Annotated in this window: 17 protein-coding genes and 3 pseudogenes; 9 read left to right on the top strand and 11 right to left on the bottom strand. The window is 69.9% G+C overall.

Features of this window, described 5'->3' with window-relative positions; all coding sequences use genetic code 11:
• Nucleotides 1–104 precede the first annotated feature (104 nt).
• The 6 genes from DEJ51_RS30145 to DEJ51_RS30170 all read right to left on the bottom strand — a co-directional run bounded on the left by DEJ51_RS30145 (nucleotide 105) and on the right by DEJ51_RS30170 (nucleotide 6,405).
• Nucleotides 105–356, bottom strand: a complete 252-nt coding sequence (locus DEJ51_RS30145) for an acyl carrier protein (RefSeq protein WP_030648538.1) — start codon at nucleotides 354–356, stop codon at nucleotides 105–107.
• The gene (locus DEJ51_RS30150) at nucleotides 353–1,690 is read right to left on the bottom strand and encodes a dihydrolipoamide acetyltransferase family protein (RefSeq protein ID WP_150260748.1); all 1,338 of its coding nucleotides are present in this window, start codon (nucleotides 1,688–1,690) and stop codon (nucleotides 353–355) included. The genes DEJ51_RS30145 and DEJ51_RS30150 overlap by 4 nt, the downstream gene beginning before the upstream one ends.
• Nucleotide 1,691: 1 nt before the next feature.
• Nucleotides 1,692–2,696: an alpha-ketoacid dehydrogenase subunit beta gene (locus DEJ51_RS30155; RefSeq protein WP_150260750.1), complete on the bottom strand. Its 1,005-nt coding sequence runs from the start codon at nucleotides 2,694–2,696 to the stop codon at nucleotides 1,692–1,694.
• Complete coding sequence (pdhA, locus tag DEJ51_RS30160) at nucleotides 2,693–3,772, bottom strand: pyruvate dehydrogenase (acetyl-transferring) E1 component subunit alpha (RefSeq protein WP_190620748.1); 1,080 nt, start codon at nucleotides 3,770–3,772, stop codon at nucleotides 2,693–2,695. The genes DEJ51_RS30155 and pdhA overlap by 4 nt, the downstream gene beginning before the upstream one ends.
• A gap of 25 nt (nucleotides 3,773–3,797) precedes the next feature.
• Complete coding sequence (gene acsA, locus DEJ51_RS30165; RefSeq protein WP_030648534.1) at nucleotides 3,798–5,588, bottom strand: acetate--CoA ligase; 1,791 nt, start codon at nucleotides 5,586–5,588, stop codon at nucleotides 3,798–3,800.
• A 121-nt stretch (nucleotides 5,589–5,709) separates the two neighbouring features.
• Nucleotides 5,710–6,405, bottom strand: coding sequence for a CBS domain-containing protein (locus DEJ51_RS30170; RefSeq protein ID WP_030648531.1), 696 nt, complete (start codon nucleotides 6,403–6,405; stop codon nucleotides 5,710–5,712).
• A 259-nt stretch (nucleotides 6,406–6,664) separates the two neighbouring features.
• Here DEJ51_RS30170 and DEJ51_RS35895 point away from each other — a divergent pair.
• A pseudogene (locus DEJ51_RS35895) lies at nucleotides 6,665–7,087 on the top strand (universal stress protein); the annotation flags it as partial.
• On the opposite strand, the gene DEJ51_RS35900 reads toward DEJ51_RS35895, so the two are convergent.
• A complete protein-coding gene (locus DEJ51_RS35900; protein ID WP_223836237.1) occupies nucleotides 6,985–7,236 on the bottom strand; it encodes a hypothetical protein in 252 nt (83 codons plus the stop codon). The pseudogene DEJ51_RS35895 and the gene DEJ51_RS35900 sit on opposite strands and share 103 nt — an antisense overlap.
• Here DEJ51_RS35900 and DEJ51_RS35905 point away from each other — a divergent pair.
• Together DEJ51_RS35905 and DEJ51_RS30180 are read left to right on the top strand one after the other, a co-directional pair.
• Entirely contained in the window at nucleotides 7,130–7,570 is a 441-nt protein-coding gene (locus DEJ51_RS35905; RefSeq protein ID WP_223836238.1) for a universal stress protein, read from the top strand. The genes DEJ51_RS35900 and DEJ51_RS35905 overlap by 107 nt on opposite strands.
• The gene (locus DEJ51_RS30180) at nucleotides 7,567–8,427 is read left to right on the top strand and encodes a universal stress protein (protein ID WP_150260752.1); all 861 of its coding nucleotides are present in this window, start codon (nucleotides 7,567–7,569) and stop codon (nucleotides 8,425–8,427) included. The genes DEJ51_RS35905 and DEJ51_RS30180 overlap by 4 nt, the downstream gene beginning before the upstream one ends.
• A 105-nt stretch (nucleotides 8,428–8,532) precedes the next feature.
• On the opposite strand, the gene DEJ51_RS30185 is transcribed toward DEJ51_RS30180, so the two are convergent.
• Nucleotides 8,533–9,198: a class I SAM-dependent methyltransferase gene (locus DEJ51_RS30185; RefSeq protein WP_053613034.1), complete on the bottom strand. Its 666-nt coding sequence runs from the start codon at nucleotides 9,196–9,198 to the stop codon at nucleotides 8,533–8,535.
• Nucleotides 9,199–9,565: 367 nt separating this feature from the next.
• On the opposite strand from DEJ51_RS30185, the gene DEJ51_RS30190 reads away from it, so the two are divergent.
• Nucleotides 9,566–9,850: an SHOCT domain-containing protein gene (locus DEJ51_RS30190; RefSeq protein ID WP_053613033.1), complete on the top strand. Its 285-nt coding sequence runs from the start codon at nucleotides 9,566–9,568 to the stop codon at nucleotides 9,848–9,850.
• Between the two features lie 135 nt (nucleotides 9,851–9,985).
• Here the strand turns inward: DEJ51_RS30190 and DEJ51_RS30195 are convergent, their stop codons facing one another.
• Nucleotides 9,986–12,355, bottom strand: coding sequence for a phosphoketolase (locus DEJ51_RS30195; RefSeq protein ID WP_150260754.1), 2,370 nt, complete (start codon nucleotides 12,353–12,355; stop codon nucleotides 9,986–9,988).
• Between the two features lie 243 nt (nucleotides 12,356–12,598).
• On the opposite strand from DEJ51_RS30195, the gene DEJ51_RS30200 reads away from it, so the two are divergent.
• On the top strand, nucleotides 12,599–13,474 hold the full coding sequence (locus DEJ51_RS30200; RefSeq protein WP_030648513.1) for a universal stress protein: 876 nt from the start codon (nucleotides 12,599–12,601) through the stop codon (nucleotides 13,472–13,474).
• A gap of 16 nt (nucleotides 13,475–13,490) precedes the next feature.
• On the opposite strand, the pseudogene DEJ51_RS30205 reads toward DEJ51_RS30200, so the two are convergent.
• A pseudogene (locus DEJ51_RS30205) lies at nucleotides 13,491–13,847 on the bottom strand (response regulator transcription factor); the annotation flags it as partial.
• Nucleotides 13,848–14,108: 261 nt separating this feature from the next.
• On the opposite strand from DEJ51_RS30205, the gene DEJ51_RS30210 reads away from it, so the two are divergent.
• Entirely contained in the window at nucleotides 14,109–14,435 is a 327-nt protein-coding gene (locus DEJ51_RS30210) for an STAS domain-containing protein (RefSeq protein ID WP_051734335.1), read from the top strand.
• Nucleotides 14,436–14,561: 126 nt separating this feature from the next.
• Nucleotides 14,562–15,056 carry a pyridoxamine 5'-phosphate oxidase family protein gene (locus DEJ51_RS30215; protein ID WP_150260756.1) on the top strand — a complete coding sequence of 165 codons (495 nt, stop codon included), beginning with the start codon at nucleotides 14,562–14,564 and terminating at the stop codon, nucleotides 15,054–15,056.
• A gap of 16 nt (nucleotides 15,057–15,072) precedes the next feature.
• Here the strand turns inward: DEJ51_RS30215 and DEJ51_RS30220 are convergent, their stop codons facing one another.
• Nucleotides 15,073–16,755 (bottom strand): GAF domain-containing sensor histidine kinase, encoded by a 1,683-nt coding sequence (locus DEJ51_RS30220; RefSeq protein WP_053627960.1) that lies wholly within the window; start codon nucleotides 16,753–16,755, stop codon nucleotides 15,073–15,075.
• Between the two features lie 185 nt (nucleotides 16,756–16,940).
• Here DEJ51_RS30220 and DEJ51_RS30225 point away from each other — a divergent pair.
• Both DEJ51_RS30225 and DEJ51_RS30230 read left to right on the top strand, forming a co-directional pair.
• Nucleotides 16,941–17,090: pseudogene (locus tag DEJ51_RS30225) on the top strand (polyphosphate kinase 2); the annotation flags it as partial.
• 770 nt (nucleotides 17,091–17,860) lie between these two features.
• Complete coding sequence (locus tag DEJ51_RS30230) at nucleotides 17,861–19,084, top strand: arginine deiminase (protein ID WP_150260758.1); 1,224 nt, start codon at nucleotides 17,861–17,863, stop codon at nucleotides 19,082–19,084.
• Nucleotides 19,085–19,108 lie beyond the last annotated feature (24 nt).

The raw sequence follows: 19,108 nt of genomic DNA on the forward strand, positions 1-19,108 counted from the left end.
GACCTCCTTGGGCGCCGCGGCACTGCGGCTCTCCTCCAGCGTCACCTGCGGCGCGGCGACCGAGGAGGGGCCGAGTGGCCCCATGTGGGACCGATCAGCCCCCGCTACTCCACGGACGAGCGTGAGGCGACGTAGTCCGCGCAGCCGTCCAGTGTGTTCAGCGCCGGATAGTCGGTCTCGGGCAGGGCGAGACCGGTGCGCTCGCTCAGCGCCTCGATGAAGTTGAGGAAGTCGAGCGAGTCCATCTCCAGGCGGTCCCGGAAGTTCTCGTCCTGCGAGACAGCCGCCGTGTCGGCGCCGGGAACCACGTCTGTCAGAACGTTCTTGATCAGCACGAGGGCCTCGTCACGGTTCACAGTTCCTCCGGTCGCTGGAGCAGGCGGTCGATGTACGTCAGGAAACGCGCCCCGGTCGCACCGTCGCTTGCACGGTGATCTGCGGAAAGCGTGGCCGTGACGGTCGGGTGTACCGTGAGCATCCCGTCCACGGCCACCGGCTGCTCGATGACACGCCCCAGACCGACGAGGGCGACCTGCGGCGGGTAGATCATCCCGAAGACCGCCTCCACCCCCTGATCACCGAGGTTGGTCACGGTCAGCGTCGGGTCGGCGGTCTCCGAGGCGCGCAGCCGGCCGCCGCGCGCCCGCGAGACCAGTCCCTTCAGCGTCGCCATGAGCTCCGGCAGCGACATCGTGTCGGCGTCCGCCAGCGCCGGCGCGACCAGGCCACCGCCGCGCAGGGACACCGCGACACCGAGTCGCACGGTGTCCGACGGCATGAACGCCTCGTCCTTCCAGTAACCGTTCAGTTCCGGTACTTGGCGTGCAGCCAGGGCAACCGATTTGAGCAGCAGGGCCGCCGGCACGAGCCGTTCCGCCACGGGCCTGTCGGCATTCCGGTCACGCATCCATGCCATCGCGACGGCCAGATCGATCTTTGTCGACAAGTAGTAGTGGGGGATCTCGCGGTTGGCGCGGCTCATCAGAGCAGCGATCGCCGCACGCGCCGGATACGCGGGCGCGGCCGTCGCCGAAGACGGGCGCGCCTGTGCGTGGCTTTCGACCGCAGGTGCCGGAGGGCCCGCCGCGGCGGCCCGTACATCGTCCGCCCGGATCGTGCCGCCCTGTCCGGTTCCCCGCAGGGCGCTCAGGTCGATGCCCGACGACTGGGCAAGCCTGCGGGCGAGCGGCGAGGCCTTCACCCGATGTGGCCCGTCGGCCGGCGCGTGCTCCACGTCGGAACGGGTGATCCGACCGCCCTTGCCGGAACCGTGTACCGACGACAGGTCGATGCCCTTGCGCTCGGCCAGGTGCCTCACCAGGGGAGTGGAAACAGCGTCCCCGCTCCCGGTGGTGGTGAGGCCCGGCGCGGCTTGCGGTTCGGAGGCCGGGGCCGCCGGCTGCTTCGCAGGGGCAGGGGCAGGGGCAGGGGCAGGGACGGCGGCCGGAGGCTCACTACCCGTGTCGATGACGGCCAACCGTGTGCCGACCGGCACGGTGGTCCCCGGGTCGACGAGGAGTGCACCGACCGTTCCCGAGTCGAAGCACTCGACCTCGATCGTCGACTTCGCCGTCTCCACGACGGCGACGACATCGCCCTTCGTCACATCGTCACCGGGCCCGACCAGCCATTCCACGAGGGTGCCCTCGTCCATGTCCGCGCCGAGGGAGGGCATGGTGAAGTCGGCCATGTCAGCTCACCGTCCGGCGAACGGCATCCACGATGGTCGCGGGCTGGGGAAGGGCCGCTTCTTCGAGCTGCCGGGCATAGGGAATGGGGACCTCCGCGCTGCATACGCGCTGAACGGGGGCATCGAGCTCGTAGAACGCCTGCTCGGTGATGCGCGACGAGATTTCCGCGGCCAGGCTGCCGCTGCGCCACGCCTCGTCGACGATCACGGCGCGGTGGGTACGGCCGACGGATGCCATGACGGTGGCGTCGTCGAGGGGGCGCAGGGCGCGTAGGTCCACGACCTCCGCGCTGATGCCTTCCCCGGCAAGGGTTTCCGCTGCGGCCATCGCCTTCGGCAGAGAGCCGCCGTATGTGATCACCGAGACGTCCGTTCCCGCACGGCGTACGGCCGCCGTGTCGAGATCGACGGCATCGACGGCCTCGTCCAGCGCGCCCTCCGCGTTGTAGAGGCTGCCGTGTTCGAAGATCAGTACCGGATCGGGGTCGGCGAGGGCGGCAGCGAGCATGTGGCGCGCGTCGTCGACCGTCGCGGGGGCCAGCACCCTGATGCCGGGGATGTGGGCGTACCAGCCTTCGAGGCTGTGGGAGTGCTGGGCCCCGAGCTGCCGGCCCGCTCCGGTCGTCATGCGGATCACGACGGGGACGCTCAGCTGCCCGCCCGACATGTGCAGCAGTGTGGCCGCGTTGTTGAGGATCTGGTCCAGGGCCAGGAGACTGAAGTTGACGGTCATGATCTCGACGACGGGCCGCATCCCTCCGAGCGCGGCGCCGATGCCCGCGCCGACGAATCCGGATTCGGACAGCGGCGTGTCGCGGATGCGGTCGGGTCCGAACTCTTCGAGCAGGCCCAGGCTGACGCCGAAGCATCCGCCGTACCGGCCCACGTCCTCGCCCATGAGGAAGACCCGCTCGTCCTGCAGCAGGGCTTCGCGCAGCCCCTCACGGAGGGCCTCCCGATAGGTGGTCGGCCGGGAAGTTCCGCTCGGTGCCTTCCGCTTGCTCATGCCGTGCTCCCGGTTTCGCTCGTGACGAAGCGGAGCAGGTCCGCGACCGGTTCGAGCGGGGCTTCCTCGGCCCTCCCTACGGCCTGGTCGATCTCGGCGAGTACTTCCATGTCGAGTTCTTCCATCATCCGGTCGTCGAGCTGCCCTTCGGAACGCATCAGTTCGGCCAGCCCTTTGAGGGGGTCGCGTCCCTTCCATTCCTCGATCTCGGACTTGGCCCGGTACCGGTCGGGGTCGTACATGGAGTGGGCGCGGAACCGGTACGTCTGCGCCTCGAGGAAGTGCGGTCCGTTGCCCGCGCGTACGGACTCCGCAGCTCTGAGTGCGGCCGCTTCGACCGCGAGGACGTCCATGCCGTCGACCGTCCACGCAGGCATGCCGTAGGAAGCGGCACGCATGGCGAGGTTGGTCTGGGCGTGCTCCCGGGCCAGGCTCGTGCCCATGGCGTACAGGTTGTTCTCGCAGACCAGCAACAGGGGTAGCCGCCACAGGGCCGCGAGGTTGGCCGTCTCGTGGAACTCGCCTTCGGCGAAAGCTCCGTCCCCGAAAAAACAGCAGGTGACGCGGGTGCTGCCGCGCATCCGGTCGGCGAGTGCGAGTCCGGCCGCCAGGGGCAGGCCGCCGGCCACGATCGCGTTGCCCCCGTAGAAGCGGTGCGTGGCGTCGAACAGGTGCATGGAGCCGCCGCGTCCGCGGCTGCAGCCGGTGGCCCTGCCGTACATCTCGGCCATCACGGCGTCGGCGGGAACTCCGCGAGCCAGTGCGTGCCCGTGTTCGCGGTAGGTGGAGACCACCGCGTCCTCCTCGCGCAGTGCCTGGTTGACGCCCACGGCGACGGCTTCCTCACCGATGTAGAGGTGGACGAACCCACGGATCTTCGCGCCGCTGTAGAGCTCCACGCACCTCTCCTCGAACCGTCTGATGGCAAGCATCCGGCGGAGCAGGGACAGGTGGTGCCCGGGTGCGGGATGCCTGTCGGGAGTGCCGCGGGCAGCGGTGGCGGGTCCCTTCTTGCGCCCGCTCCTGCGCGCTGCGCTCCGGGCCTTTCCTTCGTGCTGCGGGGTGGTGCTGCTCATGGTTCCGCCTTCTCTCACGAGCGGGTCAGCCCGGGTTCTCCAGCGTGGACAGATCCCCTTCGGGCAATCCCATTTCCCGGGCGCGCAGCAGACGGCGCATCACCTTGCCGCTGCGCGTCTTGGGGAGGTTCTGCTCGAACTCGATCTCTCTGGGCGCCACCGCGGGGCCCAGCCGCCTGCGTGCGAACGCCAGAAGTTCTCGCTTGAGGGACGCGTCGGGGGAGAGTCCCGGACGGAGCGAGACGAATGCCTTGACGACGGCTCCCACGACCGGGTCCGGGCGGCCGATCACGCCGGCCTCCGCGACGGCGGGATGCTCCATCAGCGCGCTCTCCACCTCGAACGGTCCGATGAGGTGTCCGGCCGACTTGATGACGTCGTCGGCACGGCCGACGAACCAGAACCACCCGTCCTCGTCGCGTTTCGCGAGGTCGCCGGTGAGGTACCAGCCGTCTGCGAAGCAGGCCCGGTAACGGGCCTCCTCGTTCAGATAGCCCCGGAACATGGAGGGCCAGCCCGGACGCAGCGCCAGCTCTCCCTCGACGCCCGCATCGGTGATGACCCGAACGCGGCCTTCCGTGACCTCGGCGCGTCCGTCCTCGCCGCGTTCGAGCAGCGCGGCCTCCACACCGGGCAGGGGGCGTCCCATGGAGCCGGGCCGGATGTCGCTGGCCGCGAAGTTGGCGATCATGATCGCTCCGGTCTCCGTCTGCCACCAGTTGTCGTGGATCGGCAGGCCGAGCACCTCCTGCCCCCACAGGACGGCTTCCGGGTTGAGCGGCTCACCCACGCTTGCGATGAAGCGCAGATCCGACAGGTCGTACGGCCCGGGCAGCTCTCGGGTGCCGTCCCTGGGGGTGGCGCGCATCAGCATGCGGATCGCGGTCGGTGCCGTGTACCAGACCGTGACCCGCTGGTTGGCGAGGATTCGGTACCAGCGGTGGACGTCGAAGTCCCCTTCGTCGACCACGACGGTCGCGCCGTGCGTGAGTGGGGCGATGATCCCGTACGAGGTACCGGTCACCCATCCCGGGTCCGCTGTACACCAGTACACGTCCTCCCGGCGCAGATCGAGCGCGAAGGCCGCCGTCGCGTGGTGGGCCACAACCGCTTCGTGCACGTGGACCGCGCCCTTCGGGGTACCGGTCGTGCCGCTGGTGAAGTGCAGCAGCGCCATGTCCTCCGGATCGGTGGGCGGCACCGCGTACTCCTCCGGGGCCTGTTCCATGAGTTCGGCGAAGGAGAGGGTGCCGGTCGGGAGGTCCGTGACCGGACCCACCAACAGAACGTGGTCAAGGTGAGGCAGGCGGTGCCTGTTCTCCTCGACCTTGCGCCGGTACAGCGCCTCGGTGGTGACAAGGACCCGGGCATCGCCCAGCTCCAGCCGCCGGCGCACGGGCTCGGGGCCGAAGGCCGAGAAGAGCGGGCACAGCACGCGTGTGCTGCGCAGCGTGCCCAGTACGGTCGTATACAGCTCGGGGCAGCGACCGAGGAGCGTGAAGACTCTCTCCTGTCGTCCCACGCCCAGGGCGGTGAGGACGTTTGCGAAGCGGCCCGTGAGGCTGCCGAGCTCGGCGTAGGTGAGGTGGGTGACGGTGTCGTCGGGCGCGATGCAGCGGAGTGCTTCCCGCCCGCCCTGGCCGGCCGCCAGGTGTCGGTCAATGGCCTCGTAGCCGATGTTCAGCCCGCCTCCGGGCAGCCCGGACAGCAGGGACCTGGCCTCGTCCCAGGTGAAATCCGCGCGCGCCCGATCGTAGTCCTGGAGCATGAAGGGGGCATCGGGTCCGGGCTGTTTGTGGATGATCAAGTGATCCATGGCCGGGTCCCTCTCCTCGCCTTGGAACCTTCAAGGAGACAGCGTCACGTCGTGTGACGGCCGCAAGCGCGGCGAGCGGTCTCCCGGCGTCCCCCGGACGGTCCACAACGGGACGGCGCGGCTACCCGGACATCCCGTAGACGCTGCGGTGGGGTGGGGTGAGCAGGGAGTCATCAAGGGTGGCTGTCAGGCGGGAGACGACTGCGACCACCCCGTCCAGCTGGCTGGTGAGGCGGATCAGGGAGGGAATCTGGCTTTGTCTCTCCAGTCGGCCTTCCAGTGTCACGATGCCGTCGACCACGTGGACGGTGACCGCCTCGGCGTCCAGTCCCATGGTGTCCACGAGTATGTCCGCGACCACGCGGTGTCGTATCTCCGAGTCCGGTCGCAGGAAGAGCCAGAGAAGGTCACGGCGGGTGACGATGCCGACGAGTCGGTCCTCGTCGTCCACGACCGGCAGTCGCTCGACGCCTCGGCGGGCCATCAGCCGGGCGGCTCCTGCCGCGGTCTCGTCCGCGTGAACCGTGACCGCCGGTGCGGACATGGCCTCACCAGCGGTGAAAGCCGCCTCCGAGGGGACTTCAGTCCCGGCCCGCCCGCCACCGAGCTCTTCACCCACCGGCGCGTGGTCGGCGGCTGCGCGGCCGATCAGGTCACTCTCGGAGACGATTCCGAGCACCCGCTCCTCGTCGTCGAGGACCGGCAGCCCGCTGATGTCGTGCTGAGCGAGCAGCTTGGCGACATCCTTGAAAGGGGTTGACGTCACGACCGAGACGACCTCGTCGGTCATCAGGTCTCCGACCTTGATGTGCTTCATGAGGCACCTCCTGCCGTCACGGCGATCCAGCCGGACGGGAAGCCGGAGGACGCCGATAACCACGATCCGCCCCGTGCCAGGAGAGGAGGAGGGCCGAATGGTCCGGAGCAGGGCCCGATCGGACCCGTGCCGCCCCCGAGGCGCGGATTGCGGAAACCAGGACCACCTGTCCCTGACAGGGCCTGAATGGCCCTCGTTACGGAGAGCCCGAAGAGTTGATCCGAGAGCCGGACCCCTGGCGGCTCCCTGAGGAGGAACCATGGAAGGCACCACGAGCAGCCCGGAACTCGGCGCCGTCCTCGTCGGCGTCGACGGCTCCGAGCCGGCCCGGCGGGCAGCGTTGTGGGCAGCGGCGGAGGCGGTACGCCGCGAGTGCCCGTTGCGCATCGTGCACGGGTCCGACACCGATGGCCGGGTCCTCTACGTCTCGGCGAAGAGCATCGAGCACGTCCGCCGGGCAGGCCGGGAACTACTGGATGCCACGGTGGCCGCGGTTACGGAGCAGTTTCCCGGCCTGCAGGTCAACCCCGAATTCAGCCGCAGCGCACCTGTCCCGAGCCTCCACCGGTCCGCGGGCCTTCACGACACCATCGTGGTCGGCAGCCGGGGACTGGGCGGTTTCAGCTCCCTCATGCTCGGATCGGTCGGACTCAAGGTCGCAGCGGGAGCGACGACGCCCGTCATCATCGTCAGAGGCACCGAGAACGACGCCGACACGGGTGTCGTGCTCTCCGCCGTCCGCGACGAGCACGACGTCGACTGCGCGCGCCACGCCGCACGCGAGGCACAGCTCCGCAAAGGCTCGCTGCGGCTGCTGCACGTGTGGAACATCCTGCAGTCCGTCGGCGAGGTCGTGACCCTGCTCGACGACGTGGAGGAAATCGCCAACGAGCAGGTCCACCACCTGAACGCGGTGGCGGACCGGGTGCGCCAGGAGTTTCCGGACCTGTCCGTGAAGGTGGACGCGGAGAAGAGCACGTCAGTGGCTTCTGTCCTGGTCGAGGCTTCGCGCCGGGCGGACCTGCTGGTGATGGGCGGCCGACGGTCACGCGGCTACCTCGGGCCCACCCTCGGGCGGGTCACGCACAGCCTGGTCCACCATGCCCACTGCCCCGTAGAGCTCATTCCGCGCCACACGGACGAGCAGGACGGGAGCGAATCGTGAGCGACGCGGGTGAACGTGAGGAGATCGTCGTCGGCATCGACCCGGCCAGGGACTGGCGTCTTCCCCTCGCCTGGGCGGTGGACGAGGCCGGGCGGCGCCACCTACGGCTGCGACTCGCCGTAGCCGTACCTCCCCAGCACGACACGCATCACGTAGACGACACACCGCGCAGCATCGCCCTGCACCAGGCGGCCTCGGACGCTCTTGGTACTGCTGCCGCCTGGAGCAGGGAGCGAGACCCGGAGGTCGAATCGGCTGTGGAGGTCCTCGAGGGGTTCCCCGCTCCGGAGATCGGTCGACTGTCGAGGCGGGCCCGCATGATCGTGCTCGGCTCCCGTCATCTGAGCCGGACCTCGGAGTTCCTCAGCGCCGGTTCCCTGGTTGTCCCGGTCAGTGCCCAGGCGCAGTGTCCGGTCGTCGTCGTGGGTGACGCCGAGCACGTCACTCAACAGCCGCCCTACCTGGTGGTGGGCATCGACGGGAGCGAATCCTCGAAGGCGGCTCTCGCGCTGGCATTCGAAGAGGCCGACCTCAGAAGGGCCAGGCTGCGTGCCGTGTCGGTGTGGGAGCCCCCGCTCCTCCTGCACCACGACGAGGAGGCCGCGCTCCAAGGGCAACGACGCATGATGTCCGAGACGACGGCAGGTTGGTCGCAGGAGTACCCGGACGTCGTGTTGACGCACGAGGTGCTGACCGGGCACCCGGTGGAGGAGCTCGCCGGTGCCGCCGAGCACGCCCTCGCCGTGGTCGTGGGCCGTCGAGGCAAGGGCGGTTACACGGGCATGCGACTCGGATCGGTTGTCCACGGGCTGCTACACCGGGCGCACTGCCCGGTGATCACGGTCCCCGTGCGGTGAGGGCTGAGTGACGACGCCTGTCGCCTCGTGCACCGAGCATCGGGGCGGCACGAAAGAGTTCAACCAGAACCCGGGATCGGACGACACTGGGCCTTCAGACGGTCGTCACCGTGGGACGGTCTGCGTGACGCGCCACAGCTTCCGGGGGAGGTCACCCTCCTCGAACGCGGCGACCTCGTCCAGATTCCAGCTTCTGGCGAGGGCGTCGACCAAGGCGCGGGGGAAGAAGTGGACGGCGAAGCCGCCGTGTTCCCAGATGTCGTCCCCGTGCCCGGTTCCGGCCCGGTAGTGGGAGTCCCCGGTGTGGCGGACGGTGTAGACGAACACTCCGCCCGGCCGCAGTACCCGTCGCACCTCGGCGACCAGGGCGTGGATCTCCTGGGTGGACAGTGCCATGCAGAGCAGCATGTGGGCGAACACGGCATCCACCGAGGCGTCCGCGAGCGGCAGAGGGTCGCGGACGTCGTGGACCGCTGTGGTGACCCGCTCCGTGACGTCCTGGGCCGCGGCGGCTTCACGCAGCTGTTCCAGACCCACTGGGCTGAAGTCGGTGGCCAACACGGAGAATCCCCGGCGGGCAAAGTACAGCGCGTCACGGCCATGGCCGGCACCCAGCTCCAGCACCTTCCGGGCGCCGGCGGCCCCGAAGACGGCAGCGGCGTGGATCGCCGGATCGGATGGCTCCTCCCCGTACATGCCGGGATGCCGGCCGTAGGTCTGCTGCCAGTGCGCACGCTGAACGTCGCCCAGCCCCTGCTCCCGCTCCGACATGCTGACGCCCTCCTCACCAAGGTCGGCGTCGCCTCAATCGGCCCGCGAGGCCACCCTAGAGGGACACCATGTCGTCACCGCGCCCACCCGCTGTGCCACGGCCGTCATTGCTGTCGGCACTCGGCTTCCGGCACAACTTCTGTGGTGAAGAGCCGACTCTTGCGGTGGCGCCCGGGGCGGGAAGCGGCCTCCGTTCGGGTCCCCGCTTTCCGTCTGGAGGCAGACACGGCCACAGGCATGGGACTATCGGCCCTGGTCGCGACCCCGACCGGCCCATGCCCGGACGACACGGGCCGACGGACAGTGAGGACATGGGGGACATGCCCTGCGGGCCGTGTCCCAGACCATCGCAACAGGAGCGTGAGCCATGTTCTGGTACGACCACGGAATGGGCGGATGGGGCTGGGTCGCCATGACGTTCACCATGGTCCTCCTCGTGGCCCTGGCCGTCGCGGGAGTCGTACTGCTCCTCCGCAGTGTCGACGGCTTCCCCTCGGGCCCAGGGCAGCCCCCGGCTGCGCCTTCCGCCAAGCAGGTGCTCGCCGAACGGTTCGCCCGAGGCGAGATCGACGAAGAAGAGTACGAACAACGTCTGACCGCACTACGTGCGCACGGGCCGGGTCAAGACCCGCCAGGATCGGGAGAGAGCTGAACCCATCCTTCCGGAAGGGTGGCAGGCAGCGACTGAGGACCTGCGGAATCTTGTTCGTCGGCTGACCCCGCTTGTGTTCATCCCCCCATCCGGGTGACGGCGTCTCAGAACGTGCAGCACTGGTTCCCGTGCCGATCAGTACGGCCAGGACCAGTCCGCGACCTCCGGGAGGTCGGTGCCGTGCTCGCGGATCCAGTCGTGGTGGCGGATGTGCTGGTCGGCCATGGCCTGGCGCAGGCCCTCGCCGCGGCTTGCGAGGCCGGGAACGCGGTCGATGACGTCCATGACGAGCCGGTAGCGGTCCATGTCGTTGCGCACGACCATGTCGAACGGGGTGGTCGTGGTGCCGGACTCCTTGTAGCCGCGGACGTGAAGCTGGGGGTGGCCGGTCCGGCGGTAGGCGAGGCGGTGGATGAGCCACGGGTAGCCGTGGTAGGCGAAGATCACCGGCCTGTCGGTGGTGAAGAGCGCGTCGTACTCGGTGTCGGTCATGCCGTGCGGGTGTTCCTCGTGGGGCATCAGCCGGGCGATGTCGACGACGTTGACGACGCGGACGGCCAGCTCGGGGAGGTGTTCGCGGAGCAGGGCCGCGGCGGCCAGCGTCTCCATGGTGGGCACGTCGCCGGCGCAGGCGAGTACGACGTCGGGTTCGCGGGAGCCGTGGTCGGTGCCCGCCCACTCCCAGATGCCGGCGCCGCGCGTCACGTGGGTGCGGGCCTCGTCGATGGACAGCCAGTCGAAGCAGGGCTGTTTGCCCGCGACGATCACGTTGACCTGGTCGCGGCTGCGCAGGGCGTGGTCGGCCACGGCGAGGAGGGTGTTGGCGTCCGGCGGCAGGTAGACCCGGACGACCTCGGGACTCTTGTTGAGGACGTGGTCCACGAATCCGGGGTCCTGGTGCGAGAAGCCGTTGTTGTCCTGGCGCCAGACGTGCGAGGTGAGCAGGTAGTTGAGGGAGGCGATCGGCGCGCGCCAGGACAGTTCGCGCGAGGTCTTCAGCCACTTGATGTGCTGGGCGACCATGGAGTCGACGATGTGCGCGAAGGCTTCGTAGGTGGAGAAGAGGCCGTGGCGGCCGGTGAGGAGGTAGCCCTCCAGCCAGCCCTGGCAGACGTGTTCGGACAGGATCTCCATGACCCGGCCGTCGCGGGCCAGGTTCTGGTCCGAGGCCTCCGTGATGCCCTGCCAGGCCTTGCCGGTGGCTTCGTACAGGCCGTCCAGCCGGTTGGAGGCGGTCTCGTCCGGACCGACGACCCTGAAGTCCCGTCGTTCAGCCGTGTCCCGCATGATCTGCGTGAGGAAGCGGCCGAGGACGCGGGTCGGTTCGTGGAGGGTGCGGCCGGGCTTGTCGACGGGGACGGCGTGCTGGTCGAGCGCGGGCAGGGGGAGCGGCCGCAGGAGGCGGCCCCCGTTCGAGTACGGCACGGCGCCCAAGCGGTGCTCGCCGTCCGGCACGCAGGCCAGGACCTGGGCCGTCGGCCGGCCGTCGGCGTCGAAGAGCTCTTCCGGCCGGTACGAGCGCAGCCAGTCCTCCAGCTGCCGCAGGTGTGCCGGGTTCTCGCGCACACCGGCGAGCGGGACCTGGTGGGCCCGCCACGTGCCCTCGACCGGGTCGCCGTCGACGGACACCGGTCCGGTCCAGCCCTTGGGCGTACGCAGGACGATCACCGGCCAGCGTGCGTACTCCCGGCCGGGGTCGGTGGCCGCCGTCCGTGCCTCTTGCTGGATGCGGGCGATGCGGTCCAGGGCGTGGTCCATCGCGCGGGCCATGGCGTGGTGCACCTGTGCGGGGTCGCTGCCGGTCACGTACAGCGGGTCGTGCCCGTAGCCGCGCAGCAGCGCGTCGAGCTCGTCCTCGGGGATCCGGGACAGCACGGTCGGGTTGGCGATCTTGTAGCCGTTCAGGTGCAGGATCGGCAGGACCGCCCCGTCGTGGACCGGGTCGAGGAACTTGTTCGAATGCCAGGACGCTGCGAGCGGTCCGGTCTCGGCCTCGCCGTCGCCGATGACGCAGGCGACCAGCAGGCCGGGGTGGTCGAAGGCGGCTCCGTAGGCGTGGGAGAGGGCATAACCCAGCTCCCCACCCTCGTGGACGGAACCGGGGGTCTCCGGCGCCACGTGGCTCGGCACCCCGCCGGGGAAGGAGAACTGCCGGAAGAGCTTGGCCATGCCGTCGGCATCGCGGCTCACGTCCGGATACGTCTCGCTGTACGTCCCTTCCAGCCAGGAGTTGGCCAGGACGGCGGGACCTCCGTGTCCCGGACCCCAGACGCACAGGGCCTCCAGCGCACGCTCCTTGACCACGCGGTTGAGGTGCGTGTGCACCAGGTTGAGGCCGGGCGAGGTGCCCCAGTGGCCGAGCAGCCGCGGCTTGATGTGCTCCGGCCTCAGCGGTTGGGTCAGCAGGGGGTTGCCCATGAGGTAGATCTGACCGACGGCCAGGTAGTTCGCGGCGCGCCAGTGGGCGTCCAGCTGCGAGATCGAGTGCGCGGTCAACGCGGTCATGTCCGCTCCTGCGTCTGAGGGTCCGGGACGTTCGTCGACGGGGCCGATACCGACACCCTGCCCCTGCTGTGGTGCGGCCGCGAGAGGAGGACCGGCCCTCGAGAAGGGACCGTTGGCCCTTCTGCGCCCCTGCCCGGCACGAGCAAGGTGAATCCCGGTGGCGCCGGTCCTTCCCCCGGCCGGTGCCGCCCATCCCCGCCGGCCGACCCCGATGCCTCTCGCATCAGTACGGAGGACAGACCTGTGAAGCGCACCCTCGTTGTCGGAGTGGACGGATCCCCGGAAAGCCGGGCCGCCGCGGACTGGGCCGCGCGCGAAGCCGTACGGCGTGACCTGCCCCTGCACGTGGTCCACGCCTGGCTGTGGCAGCCGCTCGCCGTCCCGATCGTCCAGGACCGCGACACCGAATCCCGTCGGGCCGACGACATCCTGAAGGAGGTCGAGCAGGAGCTCACCCACCGGTACCCGTCGCTCGCGCTCACCGCAGAAGTCCTGTGCGACACGCCCGTGCCGGCCCTGCTGCGCACCGCCAAGGAGGCCGAGATGCTGATCCTCGGCACCCGCGGGCACGGAGCTCTGCTCGGCTTCCTGCTCGGCTCCTACGGTCAGCAGGTGATCGCTGCCGCCGAGTGCCCCGTCGTCTCCGTCCGCTCCGCCCACGGCAGGCCTCTGGCCGTGCCGGAGGAGGGCGAGGTCGTCGTGGGACAGCAGGGTGGTGTGGAGGAGTCCGCCGAGGTACTGCGTGTCGCGTTCGAGGCGGCCGCGGCGCGCAAGGTCCCGCTCCGCGCCGTCCGGGCCTGGAACCTGCCCCCGGTGTACGGATACAGCCCCGGCTCGATGTGGATCGCCGAGCAGTTCGGCGGTCTGGAGCCGTTCGAGAAGGCCGCGCTGGACCAGGCGCTGGAGCCGTGGCGGCTGAGGTTTCCCGAGGTGGAGGTCGTCGCGCACGTGGAGCGGGGCAGCGCCGGCCACGTGCTGCTGTCGGAGGCTTCGGACGCCCAGCTGGTCGTCGTCGGCCGCCGGGTCCGCGAGTCGGCGGTGGGTACGCGCATCGGGTCGGTGGCCCATGCCGTGCTCCACCACGCGGCCTGCCCCGTCGCTGTCGTCCCGCACCACTGACGCCGAATCGACACTTGAAGCCGGGCTCGCCGTCGTAGGGCGTGTCCAGCAGTGCCTCCTCGTCGTCGAACGACGTGAGCATCAGGCAGGCCAGCTCGGGCATCCGTGAGCGCAACTCGCGGCAGACGCTGACCCCGTCGCCGTCCTGGAGCCGTACGTCCAGGATCGCGACCCGGGGGCGCAGTGCGGGGATGCGGATCAGCGCCTGTTCCGCCGTGCCCGCCTCACCGACCACGGTCAGGTCCGGCTTGGCGTCCAGTAGGTCGTGCACCCCTCTGCGTACGACCTCGTGGTCGTCGAGGAGGAAGATGCTGATGGGAACGGTCGCGCCGCGCGCGCTCGTCGCGTGGGAGTGGGCACCACTGCCGGTCATGACGCAACTCCTTCGCCTGGTTCGTCCTGAAGGCACGAAGACCGGCATCCCCCCTTCCGTACGGGCGGGACGGACAGGACCGATCGGCCCTCATCGGCCTGCCGCTGCGCGCGGCAGGGCCGGTGTGGGCAGAGGAGGAGGGACCTTCGGCCCTGTCCGAGGGCCTGCCGGGCCTTCCCGAGTGCACTCAGCACCCGATGAACTGCGGGTGCACGGGGAACGGCGCGACTCGACGGAGCCGCACGCAGCGCGGAGGACACCATGACGACCGCCTTGATCGACTTGCGGACCGTGGCACGCGACGACCGCGGCCTGAGGATGGCCCTGGCCGGAGAGCTCGACTTCCATACGGCGAGACGAGTGGAACCACGCCTCGCCGAACTCGCCGGATTCGGCCACCGCAACATGGTCCTGGACTTGTCCGGGATCTCCTTCTGCGACAGCTCGGGTATCGAACTCTTCCTCCGGCTCCACCAGCGCTGCCGTAGCGCGGGCACGCAGCTCCTGCTCCGCGGCGTACCACCCCTGCTGGTCAAGTCCATGCAGGTGCTCGGTGTCGACCGCGGCCTGCCGCTCGCCGTGACGTGATCGAGCGGGTGCCCGAATCTCGCCCCCTGACGGGGACCGTTCGGCCCTGGTTCTCCCGTGGATCGCGGTGAAAGCTGGGATGCGGAAGCCGCAAGGGCCCATCGGGGCCGGACGAAGGTAAGCAGCATGGATCACGAAGGCAACCCGCTACGGACCCGAGAGGTCGGTGACACGACAGCGCGCCGCTACATGCGGGAGCTGGACAGGGCCGAGGCCCTGCGGCTGCTCTCGACGGTGTCCCTGGGGCGCATCGTCTTCACTCAGCACGCGCTGCCCGCCGTCCGCCCGGTGAACCATCTCGTCGAGAACGAGGCCATCATCGTCCGGATACATGAGGACGGAGCATTGGCCTCCCTGGCGGCACCCGCCGATGCTCCCGGTGTGGTGGTCGCTTACGAAGCGGACGTCATCGATTCCGTCACGCACCTCGGCTGGAGCGTTGTCGTCACTGGTTACGCGAGGGTGGTGGCAGATGCCGACGAGATGGACCGGTACACGCACTTGCTTCGTCCATGGGTGGCGCACCGGATGACCAGCACCCTGAGGATCCGTCCGGATCTCGTCACCGGGTTCCGGCTGGAGGCGGACCCGACGCAGCCCGTGCCCGCGGCCCGGGGCTGACGCCCTGCCCCGGTCCTCAGCCCCCGGTGGGGAGGGGAGCCCGCCAGACGAGCCTTGTACCCCCGTCACCCGGAGTCTCGTGACTGAAGGAGCCGCCCAGGCTCCGCGCCCGCTCGTCGAGGTTGAGCAGGCCGCTTCTGCGGCCTTGAGCCGGAATACCTGTCCCGTTGTCCGAGACGGTCAGTACGATCTCGCCCTGGCCGGCCTTGAGGGTCACTCCGACCCGGGTCGCCTGTGCGTGGCGGGCGGCGTTGCTGAGCAGCTCGCCCAGCACAGCCATGACGTGGTCGGCGATCTGTGGAGGTACGTCGGTGTCGAGCAGGCCCTCCATGCTCAGACGCGGCGGGTGGCCGAGGGCGGTGGCCGCGTCGCCGACGGCACGGGCGGCGCGCGCCCGCAGCCCAGGGCCGCTCTCGCGGTCCTTGGTGCGCAGCCCGAAGATCGTCGACCGGATGATCTTGATCGTTTCGTCCAGGTCGTCGACGGCCCGGCCGACCCTCTCGGCCGCCCCTTCGTGCTCGACGAGCCGGGCAGCGCTCTGCAGGGTCATGCCGGTGGCGAAGAGCCGCTGGATGGCCAGGTCGTGCAGGTCGCGGGCGATCCGGTCGCGCTCCTCCAGGAGTGCTATCTGCTCGGCGTCCCGGCGCCGCTCCGCCAGCTCCAAGGCGAGCGCGGCCTGACCTGCGAAGGCGACGAGGGGCTCCAGCTCTCCCTCGCCGAACGCCGGTTCTCCCGCCGGGCGCGCGAGCAGCAGGACACCTCTGCTTTCGCCGCCCGCGGTGCCCAACGGGACTGCCACGGCGGGCCCCAACCCTTCCTGAATCTGGGACTCTGCGGGATAGTGCTCGTCGGCCCAGGCTTGCACCGCTGTGACGGGTTTGCCGGCCAGGTGCGCCGCTCCTGCGAGCGTGCCCGCGAAGGGGACGACGAGACCTTGCCGCTCGGCTCCGTCCGCATCGGCCGCGAACTCCACGACCAGGCCGTCGATACCCGGCACGGGCATGGCGATGTCAGCGAGGCGTGCCGCGGTGATCTCTTGTGCGCGGCGGGCGATGAGCTCCAGTACCGTCGGGCGGGAGCTGCCGGACAGCAGGCTCTCGGTGATCTCCGCATTGGCCCTGAGCCACCGCTGCTGGCGCTGAGAGCCCTCGTAGAGCCGCGCGTTGTCGATCGCGACACCCGCCGCCACCGACAGGGTGGAGATGACCGTCTCGTCCTCGGTGTCGAAGTCGATCCCGCCGCGCTTGTCGGTCAGGTAGAGATTGCCGAACACCTCCTCGCGGACCCGGATCGGCACACCGAGGAAGGTGCGCATGGGTGGGTGATGGGCCGGAAAGCCGTAGGAAGAGGAGTGCGCGCCGAGATCCGTCAGGCGCAGCGGTTCCGGGTGGTGGATGACCTCCCCGAGCAGGCCGTGGCCGGCCGGCAAGGGACCGATCTCGGCGATCTCCTCATCCGTGAGCCCCACGGTCAGGAACTGTGAGAGAGTCCGGCCGTCGGGGCCGATCACTCCCAGAGCGCCGTACTCGGCGTCGACGAGCAGGGCTGCCGCCTCCACGATCCGCCGGAGCACCTGGGCGAGATCCAGCTCCCGCCCCACCGACACTACGGCTTCCAGGAGGCTGTGCACCCGGTCCCGGGTGCCCCGCACCTCGTCGATGCGCGCTTGGAGCTCGTCCAGCAGCTCGTCCAGCCGCATCCGCGGTACCTGCGTCAACGGATCCCTCACACCCACGCGCTTCCCCTCCGACGGCTCGCTCGGTTCCCCGATCCACGGCCAGCGTATCGACACGCCCGGGCCCGATCGGCACCGTGGCGCGCGGATACCAGCCGAGGCCGTGACCGAAGCCCCGGACGACGACGGGGAGGACAGACGTCGTGGGTCTGAAGAAGGCGGTCTACGAGGACGAGCTGCCAGGGCTCCAGACGGAGCTGATCAAACTCCAGGAGTGGGTGCGCGCGGAGGGCGCCCGGCTCGTCGTCGTCTTCGAGGGCCGCGACGCAGCGGGCAAGGGCGGCACGATCAAGCGTGTACCAGCTCCTGCACGCACGGCCCAACGACGAAGCGGCTGGATGGTCACTCAACTGCAAGAAGACCGGATCTCGCTGCCGACTTCGACGGGGGCGAAGCCCCTCGGCGTGTTCTCGATGTCTGTGCCGTCGTAGAGGGGTTCGGCAGGTCGGTGTTCAGGATCGGGCCTCGAAGCCGGGCTTCTCCCGGTTGCGACGACGCAGGGCCGCGGAACCCTTGAAGCGCCTGCAGTGGACCAGTTGCAGGCGTGGGTGCTTTCGATGGGGAACTGCCCCTTCACGAAGCCGAGTCGACTCCGGCGGGGCAGGCTCTGACCACCAAGGAGGCCGCACGGTTCGGCCTCGGACGTCCGGCCCGTGACCTGGTCGCCGATTTACGGGACGCGGGGTCGGTCGCGCAGGACGGCTGCTGTACGTGCCGGTCACTGGTGGGCGGCGCGTTCCCGGGCGCCGTTACGCACGCCGCACGGCGCCACTGCCGGCCGCTCGCGGCCGTCGCACCGCACGCAGACGTCTGACCGAGGGTTCGCCCCGCCGCGTCCGGTTCCGACCGGCCCTGCGCAGGGCCGAAGGGCCCTGCGCAGCGACCGAACGGGACCTCCCGGAGAGTGCCGACCGGCCTGCCACCAGGGACTGTTGCCGCCGGGCACGAGGGGGCGCGAGTGACAGAGTTCAAGTGCTCCCCGAGGCGCCCCCAGAGGACGCCCGGCCGGGCGCACATCCCATGACGGCGCCCGTCGAGCGCACCTTCCGTCTCACCTCCGGGGGACCCCATGACGTTTCACGTCGACTCCGAGACCGGCCGGCTGCGGCAGGTCATCCTGCACCGCCCCGACCGCGAAATGACACGCCTCACACCCACCAACAAGGACGAGCTCCTCTTCGACGACGTGCTGTGGGCCAAGCGCGCCCGAGACGAGCACGACGCGTTCGCCGATGTCCTGCGGGACCGCGGAGTGCGCGTGCACCTCCTGGCGGACCTGCTCACCGAGACGTTGGACGGCATCGAGGCGCGGCAGCTCGTGCTGGACCGGGTCTTCGACGAACGCGAGTTCGGCATACTCGGCACCGACCAGCTCCGCACGTACTTCGACTACCTGGAGCCGGCCGCCCTGACCGCCTGCCTCATCGGCGGCGTCACCAAGGCGGAACTGCTCGAGCGCACGGGCCCGATACCGAGCGTACGACTGCACGCCATGGCGCCCGACGACTTCCTCCTCGCGCCGCTGCCCAACCATCTGTTCACCCGGGACACCTCGTGCTGGGTGTACGACGGCGTGAGCGTCAACCCGATGAACAAACGGGCACGCCGCCGTGAAACGGTTCACTTCGAAGCCCTCTACCAGCACCACCCCCTCTTCGCGAAGGGGGAGTTCCACCGCTGGTCCGACGGGCAGGCGGCCTATCCCGCCACCATCGAGGGCGGCGACGTCCTGGTCATCGGCAACGGCGCGGTGCTCGTCGGCATGAGCGAGCGCACCACGCCTCAGGCCGTGGAGAATCTCGCCCTGCGCATGTTCGCGGCGGGTTCCGCCCAGCGGGTCGTGGCCGTCAGCCTGCCGAAGAGCCGCAGCTTCATGCACCTCGACACGGTCATGACGATGGTCAGCGGCGACACCTTCACCCGATACGCCGGCCTCGGCATGCTGCCTTCCTCCACGATCGAACCGGGGACCGGCGGGGAGCGGCTGAGGGTCACCGACCACGCCCCCGAGGACATGGACCGGGCCATCGCCGACGCGCTGGGTCTGCCGTCCATCAACGTCCTCACCCCGAGCCAGGACCTGCGGTCCGCCGAGCGGGAGCAGTGGGACGACGGCTGCAACGTGCTGGCCGTGGAACCCGGCGTGGTCGTCGCCTACGAGCGCAACGTGACCACCAACACCCACCTGCGCAAGAGCGGTATCGAGGTGATCACCGTTCGAGGCAGCGAACTCGGCCGGGGCCGTGGCGGCCCGCGGTGCATGACCTGTCCCATCGAGCGCGAGGCCGCCTGACCCCCCTCCCGCGCCCCCGCGTCC

It is taken from the genome of Streptomyces venezuelae (assembly GCF_008642275.1).
Taxonomy (GTDB): Bacteria; Actinomycetota; Actinomycetes; order Streptomycetales; family Streptomycetaceae; genus Streptomyces; species Streptomyces venezuelae_E.

What these genes read in the sequence shown, in the direction of transcription:
- DEJ51_RS30150 (WP_150260748.1), bottom strand. Translation starts at nt 1,690, where the DNA reads ATGGCCGACTTCACCATGCCCTCCCTCGGCGCGGACATGGACGAGGGC.
- DEJ51_RS30155 (WP_150260750.1), bottom strand. Translation starts at nt 2,696, where the DNA reads ATGAGCAAGCGGAAGGCACCGAGCGGAACTTCCCGGCCGACCACCTAT.
- pdhA (WP_190620748.1), bottom strand. Translation starts at nt 3,772, where the DNA reads ATGAGCAGCACCACCCCGCAGCACGAAGGAAAGGCCCGGAGCGCAGCG.
- acsA (WP_030648534.1), bottom strand. Translation starts at nt 5,588, where the DNA reads ATGGATCACTTGATCATCCACAAACAGCCCGGACCCGATGCCCCCTTC.
- DEJ51_RS30170 (WP_030648531.1), bottom strand. Translation starts at nt 6,405, where the DNA reads ATGAAGCACATCAAGGTCGGAGACCTGATGACCGACGAGGTCGTCTCG.
- DEJ51_RS35900 (WP_223836237.1), bottom strand. Translation starts at nt 7,236, where the DNA reads ATGTTCCACACGTGCAGCAGCCGCAGCGAGCCTTTGCGGAGCTGTGCC.
- DEJ51_RS30185 (WP_053613034.1), bottom strand. Translation starts at nt 9,198, where the DNA reads ATGTCGGAGCGGGAGCAGGGGCTGGGCGACGTTCAGCGTGCGCACTGG.
- DEJ51_RS30190 (WP_053613033.1), top strand. Translation starts at nt 9,566, where the DNA reads ATGTTCTGGTACGACCACGGAATGGGCGGATGGGGCTGGGTCGCCATG.
- DEJ51_RS30195 (WP_150260754.1), bottom strand. Translation starts at nt 12,355, where the DNA reads ATGACCGCGTTGACCGCGCACTCGATCTCGCAGCTGGACGCCCACTGG.
- DEJ51_RS30210 (WP_051734335.1), top strand. Translation starts at nt 14,109, where the DNA reads ATGACGACCGCCTTGATCGACTTGCGGACCGTGGCACGCGACGACCGC.
- DEJ51_RS30215 (WP_150260756.1), top strand. Translation starts at nt 14,562, where the DNA reads ATGGATCACGAAGGCAACCCGCTACGGACCCGAGAGGTCGGTGACACG.
- DEJ51_RS30220 (WP_053627960.1), bottom strand. Translation starts at nt 16,755, where the DNA reads ATGCGGCTGGACGAGCTGCTGGACGAGCTCCAAGCGCGCATCGACGAG.
- DEJ51_RS30230 (WP_150260758.1), top strand. Translation starts at nt 17,861, where the DNA reads ATGACGTTTCACGTCGACTCCGAGACCGGCCGGCTGCGGCAGGTCATC.